The organism is Sphingomonas sp. R-74633 (assembly GCF_013416555.1).
Classification (GTDB): domain Bacteria; phylum Pseudomonadota; class Alphaproteobacteria; order Sphingomonadales; family Sphingomonadaceae; genus Sphingomonas.
In genome coordinates, this window is sequence record NZ_JACCFG010000003.1 from 635,689 (window position 1) to 650,534 (window position 14,846).

The 14,846-nt window shown below is 67.8% G+C and carries 17 protein-coding genes; 16 read left to right on the forward strand and 1 reads right to left on the reverse strand.

Annotated elements, in window-relative coordinates; translation table 11 throughout:
* Position 1 precedes the first annotated feature (1 nt).
* From fliF to fliS, 16 genes are read left to right on the forward strand one after another with little or no spacing between them, the layout of a single operon-like run.
* Positions 2-1,696, forward strand: coding sequence for a flagellar basal-body MS-ring/collar protein FliF (gene fliF / locus HZY97_RS13315; protein WP_180144337.1), 1,695 nt, complete (start codon positions 2-4; stop codon positions 1,694-1,696).
* Complete coding sequence (fliG, locus tag HZY97_RS13320) at positions 1,693-2,709, forward strand: flagellar motor switch protein FliG (RefSeq protein ID WP_180144340.1); 1,017 nt, start codon at positions 1,693-1,695, stop codon at positions 2,707-2,709. The genes fliF and fliG overlap by 4 nt, the downstream gene beginning before the upstream one ends.
* Positions 2,702-3,433 (forward strand): FliH/SctL family protein, encoded by a 732-nt coding sequence (locus tag HZY97_RS13325; RefSeq protein WP_180144343.1) that lies wholly within the window; start codon positions 2,702-2,704, stop codon positions 3,431-3,433. Before fliG ends, HZY97_RS13325 begins: the two co-directional genes overlap by 8 nt.
* Positions 3,427-4,755 (forward strand): FliI/YscN family ATPase, encoded by a 1,329-nt coding sequence (locus HZY97_RS13330; protein ID WP_180144346.1) that lies wholly within the window; start codon positions 3,427-3,429, stop codon positions 4,753-4,755. Before HZY97_RS13325 ends, HZY97_RS13330 begins: the two co-directional genes overlap by 7 nt.
* Complete coding sequence (locus HZY97_RS13335) at positions 4,748-5,173, forward strand: hypothetical protein (protein ID WP_180144349.1); 426 nt, start codon at positions 4,748-4,750, stop codon at positions 5,171-5,173. Before HZY97_RS13330 ends, HZY97_RS13335 begins: the two co-directional genes overlap by 8 nt.
* A 28-nt stretch (positions 5,174-5,201) precedes the next feature.
* A complete protein-coding gene (locus tag HZY97_RS13340; protein WP_180144351.1) occupies positions 5,202-6,644 on the forward strand; it encodes a flagellar hook-length control protein FliK in 1,443 nt (480 codons plus the stop codon).
* A gap of 18 nt (positions 6,645-6,662) precedes the next feature.
* Complete coding sequence (gene fliL, locus HZY97_RS13345) at positions 6,663-7,295, forward strand: flagellar basal body-associated protein FliL (protein WP_180144353.1); 633 nt, start codon at positions 6,663-6,665, stop codon at positions 7,293-7,295.
* A 3-nt stretch (positions 7,296-7,298) separates the two neighbouring features.
* Positions 7,299-8,246, forward strand: coding sequence for a flagellar motor switch protein FliM (locus tag HZY97_RS13350; RefSeq protein WP_180144355.1), 948 nt, complete (start codon positions 7,299-7,301; stop codon positions 8,244-8,246).
* Positions 8,243-8,539, forward strand: coding sequence for a flagellar motor switch protein FliN (gene fliN / locus HZY97_RS13355; protein ID WP_180144357.1), 297 nt, complete (start codon positions 8,243-8,245; stop codon positions 8,537-8,539). The genes HZY97_RS13350 and fliN overlap by 4 nt, the downstream gene beginning before the upstream one ends.
* Before the next feature lies 1 nt (position 8,540).
* Positions 8,541-8,804 carry a flagellar biosynthetic protein FliO gene (locus HZY97_RS13360; protein ID WP_180144360.1) on the forward strand — a complete coding sequence of 88 codons (264 nt, stop codon included), beginning with the start codon at positions 8,541-8,543 and terminating at the stop codon, positions 8,802-8,804.
* Positions 8,805-8,806: 2 nt separating this feature from the next.
* Complete coding sequence (fliP, locus tag HZY97_RS13365; RefSeq protein WP_180144636.1) at positions 8,807-9,634, forward strand: flagellar type III secretion system pore protein FliP; 828 nt, start codon at positions 8,807-8,809, stop codon at positions 9,632-9,634.
* Positions 9,635-9,636: 2 nt separating this feature from the next.
* Positions 9,637-9,906, forward strand: a complete 270-nt coding sequence (fliQ, locus tag HZY97_RS13370; RefSeq protein ID WP_180144363.1) for a flagellar biosynthesis protein FliQ — start codon at positions 9,637-9,639, stop codon at positions 9,904-9,906.
* Positions 9,907-9,913: 7 nt separating this feature from the next.
* Positions 9,914-10,687 (forward strand): flagellar biosynthetic protein FliR, encoded by a 774-nt coding sequence (gene fliR, locus HZY97_RS13375; protein ID WP_306670064.1) that lies wholly within the window; start codon positions 9,914-9,916, stop codon positions 10,685-10,687.
* Positions 10,687-11,823 carry a flagellar type III secretion system protein FlhB gene (gene flhB / locus HZY97_RS13380; protein ID WP_180144366.1) on the forward strand — a complete coding sequence of 379 codons (1,137 nt, stop codon included), beginning with the start codon at positions 10,687-10,689 and terminating at the stop codon, positions 11,821-11,823. The genes fliR and flhB overlap by 1 nt, the downstream gene beginning before the upstream one ends.
* A 48-nt stretch (positions 11,824-11,871) precedes the next feature.
* The gene (gene fliD / locus HZY97_RS13385; RefSeq protein WP_180144369.1) at positions 11,872-13,293 is read left to right on the forward strand and encodes a flagellar filament capping protein FliD; all 1,422 of its coding nucleotides are present in this window, start codon (positions 11,872-11,874) and stop codon (positions 13,291-13,293) included.
* Positions 13,293-13,691, forward strand: a complete 399-nt coding sequence (gene fliS / locus HZY97_RS13390; RefSeq protein ID WP_180144372.1) for a flagellar export chaperone FliS — start codon at positions 13,293-13,295, stop codon at positions 13,689-13,691. The genes fliD and fliS overlap by 1 nt, the downstream gene beginning before the upstream one ends.
* Here fliS and HZY97_RS13395 read toward each other — a convergent pair.
* A complete protein-coding gene (locus HZY97_RS13395; RefSeq protein ID WP_180144375.1) occupies positions 13,688-14,767 on the reverse strand; it encodes a CaiB/BaiF CoA-transferase family protein in 1,080 nt (359 codons plus the stop codon). The two genes, fliS and HZY97_RS13395, sit on opposite strands and share 4 nt — an antisense overlap.
* Positions 14,768-14,846 lie beyond the last annotated feature (79 nt).

Genomic DNA, 14,846 nt, shown 5'->3' on the forward strand with positions numbered 1-14,846 from the left:
CATGAGCAACGCCCTCACCCCCACCGATGCGTCGATCCTGCCCGCCACTGCAGGCCGCCTTGGCGCGCCGCTCGCACAGATGCGCGGCCTGCTTGGCCAGCCCGCGGTCAAGCGCGCCATGCCCCTGATCTTCCTGTTCGGCCTCATCGCCGCCGGCTTCCTGGCATGGTCGCTGGTCGCGACGTCGCCGCAGCGGATCCTGTTCGCCAACGTGACCGATGCCGACAAGGCCGCGATCAGCACGGCGCTCGAAGGTGCCAGCATCAAGTCGAGCATCGACAGCTCGGGCTCGATCACCGTTGCCGAGGATGATTATCACAAGGCGCGGATGCTGCTCGCCAGCCAGAACCTGCCCAAGGCAGCGCCGGGCGGCTACCAGATTCTCGACCAGCTGCCGATGGGCGTTTCACGCGCCGTCGAGGGCGAGCGCCTGCGCCAGGCCCGCGAGACCGAACTCGCCCGCTCGATCGAGGAGATCGATGCGGTGGCAGAGGCTCGCGTCCATCTCGCCACGCCCGAAGCCAGTGTCTTCGTGCGCGACAAGGCGGTGCCCACCGCCTCGGTGATCCTCAAGCTCCAGCCCGGCCGCGCGCTGGGCGAGGCGCAGACCCGCGCGATCGTAAATCTGGTCGCCTCGTCGGTGCCCGGCATGGCGCCGGAGAACGTCACCATCGTCGACCAGATGGGTGCCTTGCTCTCGAAGAAGGGCAATGAGGCCAATTCGGCGAGCGACGCGCGCATCGATTATCAGCGCCGCATCGAGGACAAGTATCGCGAGCAGCTCAACCAGCTGCTGACGCCGCTCGTCGGCGCCGGCAATTTCACCGCCGAAGTGCAGGCCGATGTCGACCTGGACGAGAATCAGGCGACGCGCGAAAGCTATGACAAGGAAGGCGTGCTCGCTGCCGAGCAGGGTGCGTGGACCGGCAACAAGGACGGCAATGCGCCCGGCGGTATCCCCGGCGCGCTGTCGAACACGCCGCCGCCGGCCAGTGTGATCACCGCGCCCAATGCGCAGCCCACGCCCGGCGCCGCGCCCGCCGCACCCGGCACCACGGTTGCCGCCGGCACCAGCCAGTCGACGCCGCAAAAGCAGAGCGACAGCTTCACCCGCACCTATGAGACCGGCAAGCAGGTCTCGGTCACCCGCCAGGCCCCGGGCGCGATCAAGCGCCTGTCGGTCGCGGTGCTGCTGCGCGAAGAGGGCGGCAAGCCGCGCTCGACCGTCGAGATCCAGCAGATCACCCAGCTCGTCCAGGCCGCGGTCGGCTATAATCAGGGCCGCGCCGATCAGGTGACCGTGATCAGCCGCAAGTTCAACGCCGTCGCCGGCGCCGCCGAAAAGGGCCCGGCCTGGTACGAAGCCGATTGGGTGCCGCTCGCCGCGCGCAACGCCACTGCGCTGGTGATTGCGCTGCTGGTCCTGTTCCTGGGCGTCCGCCCGCTCACCAAGGCGCTGCTCAAGAAGCGCGAGGAGCCGATAGCGGCGGGCAATCGCCCCGCGCTGGCGATGAGCGGCGCGCCCGGCGAGGATGGCCACGAAAACGGCGGCGGTGCGCCGGTGTCTATCGACATGCTCGAGGGCAGCCATAACAGCTATGACGAGCGCGTGGGCCTGGTCCGCGGCTTCACCCGCGACAATCCGGCACGCGCCGCGCTGGCGGTCCGCGACATGATCAAGGCAGACGCGCAATGAACGCCATTCGCAGCTTCAACGGCGTCGAGCGCGCCGCTGTCCTGATGATGCTGGTCGGCGAGGAAGAGGCCGCGGCCATCCTCCAGAAGCTCGATCCCGACGAGGTCCGCTCGCTCGGCAAGGCGATGTTCAACGTCGCCGATGTCAGCGAGGCCGAGGTCGAGATCGTCCTCGACGATTTCGTCTTCAAGGCGCGCGAGCGCACCGGCGTCTCCTTCGATCCGGCGCCGCGCATCGAAAGCATCATGAACAAGGCACTCGGCCCCGAGCGCGCCTCGGGCGTGCTTGCCCGGGTGATGCCGGCCAGCCAGGCCGCGTCGATCGAGTGGCTCGACTGGTTCGAGCCCGAGGAGATCGCCGGGATGATCGAGGCCGAGCATCCGCAGATCGCCGCGGTGCTGCTCGCCAATCTCGATCCCGATATCGCCGCCAAGGTCTTCGAGCATCTGCCCGAAGCCGCGCAACCGCAGATCCTGCGCCGCATCGCCAAGCTCGGCCCGATCCCGCCCGAGGCGATCGAGACGCTGAAGACGATGCTCAAGGGCCGTGCCGGTGCCGGCGGACGCAAGTCGAGCGGCGGCCTCCAGCTCGGCGGCACGCGTGAGGCGGCCAAGATCCTGTCGGGTGCCCGCAAGGTCACCGAGCAGCGCGTTATGCCCAAGCTCGCCAAGATCGACCGTGAGGTTGCCCGCGCGATCGAAGAGGCGATGTTCGTCTTCGACAATCTGCTCGAGCTCGACGACAAGAACCTGTCGACGCTCATCCGCAACGTCGACACCACGATCCTGGTCAAGTCCCTGAAGGGCGTCGAGGAAGAGGTTCGCGAGCGGTTCCTGGGCTGCATGTCGAGCCGCGCCGCCGATGGCATCCGCGACGAGATGGAGGCGCTCGGCCCGATGAAGATGGCCGATGTGCTCGAGGCGCAGAAGGGCATGATCGCGATCGCGCGCGGCCTGGTGAAGGACGGCACGCTGCAGATGCCGTCGAAGGGCGGAGACGACGATTATGTCTGATTTCGCGCCGGGCTTTGCCGGCCGGATCAGCGCGGCCGGCCATGTTCTCCAGCGCGCATTCGGCGACGGCGCCGGTTTCGCGCCCTCGGAAGTCGAGCGGATCGGCCGCCGGGTCTTCGAAGAGGCGCCGGCCCAGCCGCGTCATTTCGCGCCCGCCAATCCCGATGCCAACCCCACCGAGGGTTGGGATCCCTTTGCTGCCGACACGCAGCACGCGCAGGAGCACGGCCCGTTCGTCGATCCGATCGCGGCGGCGCATGAGGCCGGCTTTGCCGAAGGCCATGCCGCGGCGGTCGTCGAGATCGAGGCTGCACAGGCGCGCGAGTCCGCCCTGCTCGACCAGGTCTCGACTGCGCTCGCCACCGGTGCGCATTTCGATCGCGAGCGCATGGCCGGCCAGCTGCGCCAGACGGTGTTGCACCTCGTGACCCGCATGGTCGGCGAAGTCGGCGTAGCGCCCGATGTCCTTGCTGCGCGGATCAACGCCGCCGTCGACATGCTCGCGGACAGCGCAGAATCCGCGCTGCTTCGCATGAATCCGGAGGATGTTCCCTTCGTCCACGGCAAGCTTCCCGCCACCGTCTTTCCGGTTGGCGACCCGCATATCGCCCGCGGCGGCTTCGTGATCGAGAGCGCCTCGACCATTGTCGAGGACGGCCCTGATCTGTGGCTCGAGCAGCTCGCCCAGGCGATCGATCGCGTGCCGATCCCGCCCGCATGCTGAACCGCTTCACCGACAATTATCTGGAGGGCCTCGGCCTCGGCGATTTCGTGGCGAAGCCGCGGATCTCGGGCCGGCTGTCTTCCTATGACGGGCTGCTGATGGAGGCCGTGGGCCTGCAGCTTCCCGTCGGCACCGTCTGCGCGATCGGCGATGGCGAGAGCCGAGTCGAAGCCGAAGTGATCGGCTTCCGCTCGGGCAAGACGCTGCTGATGAATCTGGGTGGCCCCGCCGCGCTGCTGCCCAACGCCCCAGTCCGCCCGATCGGCCCTCCCGGAGAGGCCGAAGTCGGCGCCGCGATGCTCGGCCGCGTGGTCGATGGCTCGGGCAAGCCGATCGATGGGCTCGGCCCGATCCGCGGCGCGGGCAAATGGCCGCTCGCCGGCAAGCTTCAGTCGCCGCTCGATCGTGGCCGCGTGCTCCAGCCGCTCGATGTCGGCGTCCGCGCGATCAACGGGCTGCTCACCATCGGCCAGGGCCAGCGCGTCGGCATCATGGCCGGATCGGGCGTCGGCAAGTCGGTGCTGCTCGGTATGATGGTCCGCGCCGCCCAGGCCGATGTGATCGTCATCGGGCTGATCGGCGAGCGCAGCCGCGAAGTCGCCGACTTTCTCGAGACCAAGGTAGCGGGCGAGGCCCGCGCGCGCTCGGTCGTCGTCGCCGTTCCCGCCAACCATTCGCCGGTGCTCCGCATCCGCGGCGCGTTGCGCGCCACTGCGATTGCCGAGGCATTCCGCGACGAGGGCAAGAAGGTCCTCCTCATCATGGATTCGCTCACGCGCGTCGCCCATGCCGGCCGCGAGATCGGCCTGGCGCTGGGCGAGCCGGCTTCGGCGCGCGGTTATCCGCCCTCGGCCATCGCGATGCTGCCGAGCCTGATCGAGCGCGCCGGCACCGATGTCCACACCGGCGGATCGATCACCGCGATCTACACCGTGCTCGCCGATGGCGATGACGGCAATGATCCGGTGGTGGACTCCGCCCGCTCGATCCTAGACGGCCATATCGTCCTCTCGCGCGCCCTTGCCGAGCGCGGCGTCTATCCGGCGATCGACCTCGGCCCGTCGGTCAGCCGCGTGATGACCGATATCGCGCCCAGGGAGCATGTCGCCGCCGCCCGCGTGCTGCGCCGGCACCTCGCCACCTATGAAGAGAATCGCGACCTGGTGCTGATGGGCGCCTATCGCGCCGGCGCCGATCCCGAGATCGACGCGGCGATCGCCTGCCATCCGGCGGTGATGGAATATATCCGCCAGGGTTCGGACGAGATCGTGACCCTGCCCGACGCAGTGACCGAGCTGGTCGGCGTGTTCGGTCATGGCTAGGTCGGTCAAGAAGCTCGATCGGCTGCTCCGCGTCCGCACGCTCCAGCTCGATCTGGTCCGCGCCGACGAAGTTCGCGCGGTCGCCAAGGTCGATCAGGAAGCCAGGCTGCGCGATCGTATCGCCAGCCTCGCGGCCAATGTCGCTCCGGTCGCCAGCGCGTCCGAATCGGCATCGAGCCTCGCCGCCGCCGCGAATTTCCGCGACCGGCTCCACCAGTCCGCCTTCGCCGCCGACAAGCGCGTCGAAGTCGCCGAGCAGAGCCTCGAGATTGCCCGCACCGCCACCCGCGAGGCGCGCCGCGATCAGAGCGCGATCGAGAAGCTGCTCACCCGTGCCGAAGCCGATGCCGCGCTCAAGGCATTGCGCGAACTTGAAGCTCTTCCGCCCATGGGCAAAAACCGGCACGATATTTGCTGAGTACCCTGTGAACTCGTGTCACGGGGACTTGAACTTGATCCAGCTTGCCACCGCGCTTCCCGCAATTTCCGTGGGGCCCGTAAAGCCGAACGCCGCGATTTCCGTGGATGCGAGCGGCTTTGCGCTGGCCCTGGGAGCGCTGATGCCCAAGATCGCCGCGCCGGTTGTCGGCCTGCCGGGCAAGGCGGGCGACGCCGCGGTGCCGTTGCCGGAGGGGCAGGATCTTGCCGAACCCGGCAAGGAATTGCCGGATGCGGTGCTGGGCCTTGACGGCAAGAGCGAGGATCAGCCCGAAGCCCAAGCCGATGGCGGCGACGATACGAGCGCCGAGGATGCGCCGCCGCCGCCTTTCGCTTGGTTCGCGATCGCCCCGCCACCCGCTGCCCAGCCGGAAGCCAAGGTCGAGGCGCCTGCCGGCGTGACGATCGATACCGCTGGCAAGCGCGCGCGTCCCGACGTGCAGGTGCCGATTGTCGAGGCCGGCGAGACCAAGCCCGCCGAAGCGAAGACCGCCGCGCCGGCTACCGTTAGCACGACTCCGCCGGTCATGCCCCAGGCCAAGCCGCAGCCGGCTCGCCGCGGCGACGTGCAACGCCAGCCCAAGGCGGACGCCACGGCGCCCGTCGATCCGGCGGAAGTGCCGGTGGTCGAAGCCGGCAGCGAAGCGCCCAAGGCGTCCAGCGACACCGACAAGGAAGCGGCTGCCCAGCCCGTTCTCGCCCAGCCGCCGCGCGAATTGCGCAAGGCCGCAGCCGATGCGCCCGTAGTCCGCATCGCGCTCGACAAGCCCGAGCCGCAGCAGAAGCTGTCGATCGCCGACATCACCCAGAACCAGCGCCAGGCGGCAACCGCACCCGCCTCCCCTCCGCTCGCCGACCAGATCGTCGCCGCGTTCGAGCTGCCCCAAACGCGGACGTCGCGTGCGCCAGCGGAACCGCAGGTCGATCTCTCCACCGTGGCCGCGCCCGCCACCGGCACCCAGACCGTCGCGGCGGTCACGGCCACCGGCCAGGGCCAGGACGCCACGCTCGATACCCGTGACCAGCAATGGACCGCGAAGATGATCGACAAGATCGAGACGCTGCAGGGCGGCGGCCCGGTCCGCGAGACCCGGCTCAGCCTGATGCCCGAGGGGCTCGGCAAGGTCGACATCTCGATCCGCCAGGACGATGCCGGCAGCCTCCACGTCCAGTTCAACACCGACACCCAGGCCGCGCGCCAGGTGATCGCCGATGCCCAGCCCAAGCTTGCCGAGATCGCGCAGGAGCGCGGCATCCGACTGGGCTCGACCAGCGTCGAATCCAACGCGTCGGGAACCAATGGGGGTACCGGCGCGGGCTCGAACACCAATCCGCAGATGAACCAGGGCCAGCGCAACGACGCGCAGCCCCAGCGCAACCAGCCTTCGGCGCCGCCCAGCGCGCGCCGCGAGGCCCAGTCTTCCACCAACAGCGATGAACGGGTCGCCTGAGTTTCCCGGAGATAGATGATGTCCGACACCAAGACCGATGGCGCCGCGGCGCCGAAGAAGAAAAAGGGCAAGCTGCTGCTGCTCGTCGGCGCACCCGTCGTGCTGCTCGGCGCCGGCGGCGGGGTCACCTTCTACGGCATGCAGGCCGGCTGGTTCAGCGCCGCGGCCCATGCCGAGGAGAATAACGACCCCAAGCTCGTCCCGAAGAGCGAGGAGAAGCGCGCCTCGGCCAAGGAAGCCGGCGAGGGCGGGCATGGCGGCGGCGAAGGCGAGGGCGGCGAAGCACCCGGCCATGGCGGCATGCCCACGCCAAAGGGCGAAGGCGGCGACAAATACGCCTCGACTTATTATCCGATGGAGAAGGAGTTCACCTCCAACCTCCAGGACAGCGTCCATTTCGTCCAGGTCGGCGTCGCCGTGTCGACGCCCTATGACGAGCGTGTTCTCGAGAACATCAAGACGCATGAGATCGCGATCCGCTCGGCCATTTTGATGGCGCTGGGCGAGACGACCGAGGACGAAGTCTTCACCGCCGAGGGCAAGCGCCACATCCAGGACCGCCTGGCGAAGGCAATCAACGGCGTTTTGAAGGAAAAGGAAGGTTTTGGCGGGGTTAGTAACGTCTACTTTACCAATTTCATCGTTCAGTGAGACATGGTTAACAGCCCTTCACCAGACGGCTCGGCCGAACGGCGCGAACGCCCCCGGACCAGCGCGGAACACGCGCCGGCGCTGGGGACGGTCAATCTCAATCCGTTCGGCGACCTGGTCACCCTGCAGCACCTGAGTGCGCGGCTCGCCAAGTCGTTAAAGGGTGCCTTTGAAGGGCTGCTGCGCAAGGACCTCCGCGCCTGGGCCGAGCCGCTCTCGGTCCAGCGCTTCGCCGATTACAAGGCCGAGCGTGGCGGCGCCCTCTCGGCCTGGCAGCCGCTGGCGATGGGTCCTGCCCGCGCCCGTGCCCAGTTCGTGCTCGATGCCGGGCTGGTCTTCGAGATGCTCGACGCCTTTTTCGGCGGCGACGGCGAAGCCTCGCACCCGCTGCCCACCGAATTCACGCCCGCCGCCGAAGCTTTGGTCGGCCGCCTCGCCCAGTCGGCCTCGGGGCTGCTCGACAAGGCCTGGGAGCCGCTTTCGCGCGTTGCCTTCCGCGCCGAGACCGCGGCCAATCTCGCCGCCGCGCCCGATCTCGCCAATGACGATCCGGTGGTCGTCACGCGCTTCGGCCTCGCCGCCGGCGAGGGCAAGCCGCATTTCTTCGACATTCTCTATCCCGTCGCCGCGCTCAAGCCGCACGGCGCCGCGCTGATGGTCAAGGTTCACGGGCCCAAGGAAGAGGTCGAGCCCGAATGGCGCTCGGGCCTCACCCGCGCAGTGATGGCAGTGACGCTGCCCGTCCGCTCGGTGCTCGCCGAACCGACCATGCAACTCGGCCGCCTGCTCGAGCTCAAGGAAGGCGACGTCATCCCGATCGATTTCGGTCCGGAGGTTCCGGTGATGGTGGCGAAGCGCCGCCTCGGCACCGGCCTTGTCGGCACCGCCAACGGCCGCGCCGCGGTCCGCCTCACCCAACTCGAACAGTTTAGCGCAGAGGACTTCCAATGAACGACATGACGGCCAATTTTCAGGCCGACACGGCGCTGGCGGCCAATTTCCGGCTGCTGCAGGACGTCGATGTCAAGCTGACCGTCGAGATCGGTTCGACCCGCCTGACCCTGCGCGAGCTGCTCGCGCTCGGCGAGGAGAGCGTGATCGAGCTCGACCGCGACGCCAATGAGCTGCTCGACGTGTTCGTCAACGGCACGCTGATCGGCCGCGGCGAAGTCGTCACGGTCGGCGAGAAGTTCGGCGTGCGGATGACCGAGTTGGTCAGCCCGGACAAGCGCGCGGGCCGCTAACATGACCTGGTACATCATCAAGCTGATCGTACTGCTGCCGCTCGTCTGCGGTCTGCTGGTCGGTTGCCTCTATGCCTGGCGCAAGCTCGAATCGCGGCTGCCCAAGAATCAGCAGACCCGCATGGTGCAGCTCAAGGAGACGATGATGCTCTCCCCGGGCCTACGTCTCGCGGTGCTCGAGTTCGAAGGGCAGAAGCTGCTCGTCTCGGTGAGCCGCAGCGGTGTCACGCTCGTGGACAAGCAGGCCCAAGGGCAGGCAGAGTGATGATGCGCGCCGTCATCCCGGCCCCGCGCACGATCGGTGGGCGCGCCGCGGTCTTTATCGGGCTGCTCGCCTTCCTCGTCCTCTTCGCCTTCCCGGCCTTCGCGCAGGGCGCGGCGCCGGTAGTGCCGACTCCGGTCGCCACCCCGGGCGTGGGCGAGGCGGTCGACCGCGCACTCGGCGATCTTGGCGGTGGCAATGCGCCGCTCAGCCTGTCGCTGCAGGTCCTCATCATCATGGGGCTGCTCTCGGTTCTGCCGGGCATCCTGCTGATGATGACCAGCTTCACGCGGATCCTCATCGTGCTGTCGCTGCTCCGTCAGGCCCTCGGCCTCCAGCAGACTCCGCCGAACCAGGTGCTGATCGGCCTAGCGCTGTTCCTCAGCTTCTTCGTGATGGCGCCGACGCTGACCACGATGAACACCACCGCGATCCAGCCTTATTCGGCCGGCAAGATCGGCGCGAGCGAGATGATCGCCAAGTCGGGCGACGCGCTCCACGGCTTCATGATCAAGCAGACCCGCACCAAGGACGTCACCATGTTCGCCGGTCTGGCCAAGAGCGGCCCCTATGCGAAGCCGCAGGACGTGCCCTTCTCGGTGCTGCTCCCCGCCTTCGTGACCAGCGAGTTGAAGACCGCCTTCCAGATCGGCTTCCTCATCTTCCTGCCCTTCATCGTCATCGATCTCGTCGTCGCCACCGTGCTGATGGCGCTGGGCATGATGATGATGTCGCCAACGATCATCTCGCTGCCCTTCAAGCTGCTGCTCTTCGTCCTGGTCGACGGATGGGCGCTGACGATGGGTTCGCTTGCCTCGAGCTTCGTGAGTTAGCCATGGACGCCGATTATTTCCTCACCGTCGGCCGCGAGGCGATGTGGGTGCTGGCGCTTGCCGCCACCCCGATCCTCGTGCCGGCGCTGCTCGCGGGCCTCGTCCTCGGCATGGTCCAGGCGGCCACGTCGATCCAGGAGCAGACGCTCACTTTCGTGCCCAAGCTGATCGTGGTCGGGCTCAGCCTGATCATCTTCGGCTCGATGATCCTCGGGCTGCTCGGCGATTTCACGGTGAGCATCTTCGAGCGCATTCCGGATCTGGTGAAGTAATCTAGCGATGATGATGGGCTTCGGCCTCTCGATCGAGCCGCAGCTCTGGGCGCTCCTGTTCGCCATGGTGCGGGTGGGCGCGGCGTTCATCGCGGCGCCGGTGTTCAGCAACATGGCGATCCCGCTGCCGGCGCGTATCGCGCTCACCGGCGCGATCGGCGTGCTGGCGATGAATGTCGCGCACATCACCCCGCCCGCCGAGATCTTCTCGCTCACCACCTTCCTGGCTGTCGCCGCCGAAGCACTGATCGGCCTTGCCATGGGCTTCGTGCTCCAGGTCGCCTTCGCCGCGCCGATGGTGGCGAGCGAAGTCATCTCGATGTCGATGGGCCTGGGCTTCGCCAACACGGTCGACCCGACCGTCGGCCATCCCACGCCTGCGATCGGCACCTTCCTGTCGCTGATGCTCACGCTGCTCTTCCTCGCGGTCGACGGCCATCTGGTCCTCGTCGACCTGGTGGTGCGCAGCTATGCCGTCATGCCCCCCGGGACGTGGATCGCGCCCGAGCGGCTGCTCGGCATCGCGATGTTCGGCGGCTATACTTTCCTTGCCGGCCTTCTGCTCTCGCTGCCGATCGGCTTCCTGCTGCTCTGCCTCAATCTGATCGTCGGCATGCTCAGCCGCGCCGCGCCCGCGCTCAACCTGTTCGCGGTGGGCCTGCCCGCCAGCCTGTTGTTCGGCGTGGTCGCAATGCTGCTCGCGCTGCCTGCGATGGGGGATTATCTCGTCGTCATCGTCCGTGAAGCGCTCACGATGATGCCCCAGCTGGTGCTCGGCTGATGTCGGAGTCCGCTGGCGAAAAGACAGAAGCCCCAACAGCCAAGCGCAAACGCAAGGCGCAAGAAGAAGGCCAGATACTCAGCTCGAAGGACTTCGGCACTGCGCTGATCGTCCTTCTCGGCTGTTCCTGGATGGCGATGTTCGGACCCTCGCTGGTCCGCGCGTGCAAGGAAGTGATGGTCGGCAGCTTCACCTTCGGGGTGGCGGATGTCGAGGATTTCGAGCCCTGGCGCCCGCTCATGGAAGCCGGCTGGAAGTTGGCGCTGCCGATCGGCGCGCTGCTGCTCGTCGCGGTGGTCGGCGCGGTGCTCAGCCATGCCGGGCTCGCCGGGCTGCGCTGGAACTCCGGGCTGTTCGCGCCCAAGGCTTCGCGCGTGAACCCGGCCTCGGGTCTGGCGCGGATGTTCGGCCCCAATGGCTGGATCGAGCTTGGCAAGGGCCTGCTCAAGGTCACCTTGCTCGGCAGCATCGGCACCTGGCTGCTCTGGTCGATGACTCAGCGTTCGCTCGGGCTGGTCGAGGCCGATCTGCACGGCGCGATCGGCGCGATGGGCGGCGAGTTCATCCACCTTCTCTTCGTCATGGCGGGCGGGCTGTTGCTCATCGCCGGCATCGACCTGCCGATCCAGATCATCCGCCACATGAACCGGCTGCGCATGAGCAAGCAGGAAGTGAAGGACGAGCACAAGGAAGCCGAAGGCTCGCCCGAGGCCAAGCAGGCGCAGCGCCAGCGTGCCCGCCAGATCCTCAAGGGCGGCTTCCGCAAGTCGGTCGCCACCGCGAACGTAGTGATCACCAACCCGACGCACTTCGCCGTCGCGCTGCGCTACGAACCGGGCAAGGACCAGGTGCCGGTGCTGGTCGCAAAAGGGCGCGGTGCGACAGCTTTGGCGATCCGCGAACTGGCCGGTGAGCTCGACGTGCCGATCCTCGAATATCCGCAGCTCGCCCGCGCGGTCTATTACACCAGCAAGGAAAACCAGGAGATCCGCGACGATCTCTACATGGCGGTCGCCACCGTGCTCGCCTTCGTTTTCCAGCTCAGCAAGCGCGCCGGCGCGGTCATGCCGGCGATCACCGTGCCCGAGACGGCACTTTTCGACGAACACGGCCGCAAACAGGCGCGCGCGCACTAAAATCTGCGCGGCGGCGGCCGTTTAACGAAGAGAGCAGGGGGAACGAAGATGGCCGTCGAATCGATCGCAAAGACGCTGGGCACCGGATCCGGGATCGACACCAATGCGCTGGTCGAGTCGCTGGTCACCAATGCCTATGCCAACAAGAACCACACGCTCACGACCCAGAACGATGCGCTGACCGCGCAGATCTCGGCGATCGGCATGCTCAAGAGCAACATCAGCGATTTCGCCTCCGCGCTGACTTCGTTGACCGGCTCGGGTTCGCTCGCGACTCAGCCGACCAGCTCGAACTCCGGCATCCTCAGCATCACCCGCCTGCCCGGCGCCGACCTTGCCGGTCTCAGTGCGACGGTGGAAGTCCGCCAGCTCGCCCAAGGCCAGGTGACCAGCTCGCAGCTGTTCAGCGGGGGCAGCGGCACCACGATCGGCACCGGCAAGCTCACCGTCTCCTTCGGCACCGGCACCGTCACCGACGGCGCGATGACGGATTTCACCCAAGGGCCCGCCGCTTCGATCGATATCGATATCGATTCGACGCACACGACGCTCAAGGGCATCGCCGACGCGATCAACGCCAAGAAGGCCGGTGTCACGGCCTCGATCCTCAGCGACAATAATGGCGCGCGCCTCGTGCTGAAGAGCGCGACCGGCGCCTCGCAGGCATTCACACTCAGCGGCACCGGCGATCTCTCCGCGCTCAATGTCGGCGTCGGGAGCGCCTCCTCTGTCAACCAGGTCGCGCAGGACGCGCGCGTGGCGATGGACGGAGTCGAGGCGAAATACCCGACCAACAGCATTTCGGGCCTCATCCCGGGCGCGCGGATCGATCTCGTCGCCGCTTCGGTCGGCACCAAGGTGGCGATCGGCGCCGCCGCGCCGACTACGGCGATCAGCCAGGCGGTCAGCAACTTCGTCGACACCTACAACCAGGTGCTCAAGGCGGTGACCGACGCGACCAACCCAATCAGCGGGCCGTTGCGCACCGATCCGGCGGCGAAGGACCTGCTGCGCCAGCTCAAGGGGCTGACGCTGACCGAGCTGATCCCCGGCGCCACTGACGACGTGCCCCACAAGCTCGCCGATATCGGCGTGAAGACCAACCGCGACGGCAGCCTCTCGGTCGATTCAGCGCGTCTGTCCAAGGTGCTGTCGACCTATCCGGACGATGTCGAGGCGATTTTCGGCGAGAGTGCCGGCATCAGCAAGGCGCTGTCGACGCTCGTCGCCACCGCGATCGGCAGCAGCACCTCCGGCAAGGAAACCGGCCTCGCCTCGAGCACGGCTACCTATACCAAGCAGCAGGACAAGATTGCGCAACAGCAGGACAAGGTGACCACCGATAGCGCGGCGATGACCGAGCGGATGACCCAGCAGTTCGCCGCGATGGATGCCAAGGTGGCGGCCTATAAGTCGACCCAGAGCTTCCTCACCCAGCAGATCGCAGCCTGGAACGCGCAGAACAACTGATGCGCTACGCTTCGGCTCTCGCCGCCAATCCGGCGGCCACCTATCGCCAGATCGATCTGGTCGGCCGCGGCGCCGGCGGCGATCCGCATGCGCTGGTCGGCCTGCTCTACGAGGAAGGCGTGGCTGCGCTGCGCACCGCTGCCTGGGCCGCCGAGCGCGGCAATTATGCGGTCAAGGGCGAGCGCGTGGCACGGGCTACCGCAGTGCTGTTCGCGCTCGAGGCGGGGCTTGATTTCGACAAGGGCGGCGACGTCGCGAAGACGCTGGGCACCTTCTACTACGGGCTGCGCGGCGAGATATTGCAGGCGGCCACCGGCATCGATCCCGCACCGTTCCGGACGGCGGCCGACAGCCTCGAGGAAATCGCCAAGGCCTGGAACAGCCTCAAGGCTGGTTAAGCCCAGCGGGCGAGCACGTCCGCTATCGTCTCGTCCATCGCCGGAATCGCCTCCGCGGGCGTCGCCGAAAAGCGCGGCGCCGGCACTGGCTGCATGACGCCAGCCTGTGCCGAGAAGCTGCCGCGCGCCCGGTTGTGCGGATGGAGCGGCGCCTCGGTGAGCGAAAGCACCGGCGTCACGCACGCCTCGCCACTCTCGAACAGCTTTGCCCAGTCGTCGCGTCCGCGCGATGCGAAGCCGGCGGCGAGCACCTCACCCAGCGCCGGCCAGCAGGCGCGGTCATATGGGTCGAACGCGTCCGCCGCGATGCCGAGGCCCGCACATAGCGCGCGAAACGCCGCCGGCTCGAGTGCGCCCACCGCGACATGCCGCCCGTCGGCACAGGCATAGCAGCGATAATAGGGGGCGCCGCCGTCGATCATGTTCGCCGCCCGGGCATCGGCCCAGCGCCCGGCGCCGTGCAGCGCGTAATAGAGCGTCATCATCGATGCCGCCCCGTCGATCTGTGCCGCCTCGATCACCTGCCCCTTGCCGGTCGCCTGCGCGGCGAGGATCGCGGAGACGAGGCCCAGCGCCAGATAGAGCGCGCCGCCGGCATATTCGCCGATCAGGTTGAGCGGCGGCACCGGTCCGGGCCCCGGGCCGATCGCGTGGAGCGCGCCCGACAGTGCCAGATGGTTGATGTCGTTGCCCGGGGCACCCGCGAGCGGTCCCTCGCGTCCCCAGCCACTGGTGCGGGCATAGACGAGCCGCGGATTGAGCGCGAGGCAACGCGCCGGATCGAGGCCGACCTGCTCGGCGACGCCGGGCCGATAGCCCTCGATCACGCCGTCGGCTTCGGCGATCAGCGACAATGCCTGCTCACGCCCCGCCGCCTGGGTCAGGTCGAGCGCCAGCTGCGAACGCCCGCGATACAGACTGGCCGCGACGCCGCTGCCCTCCTGCCCGGGGCGCAGGATCCGCACCACGTCGCAGCCGAGATCGGCAAGCAGCATGCCGGCGAACAATATCGTGCCCGGGCTATCGAACTCGACGATGCGCACGCCCGAAAGGGGCCCGTGCGTTGCTGCAACCATATGTTCCCCGCGCGCGATTCTGCCCCTGCATAGCCGCTGCCCGGCCCCCGGGTCCACGGACTGGCGCTCGCCCCGCCTT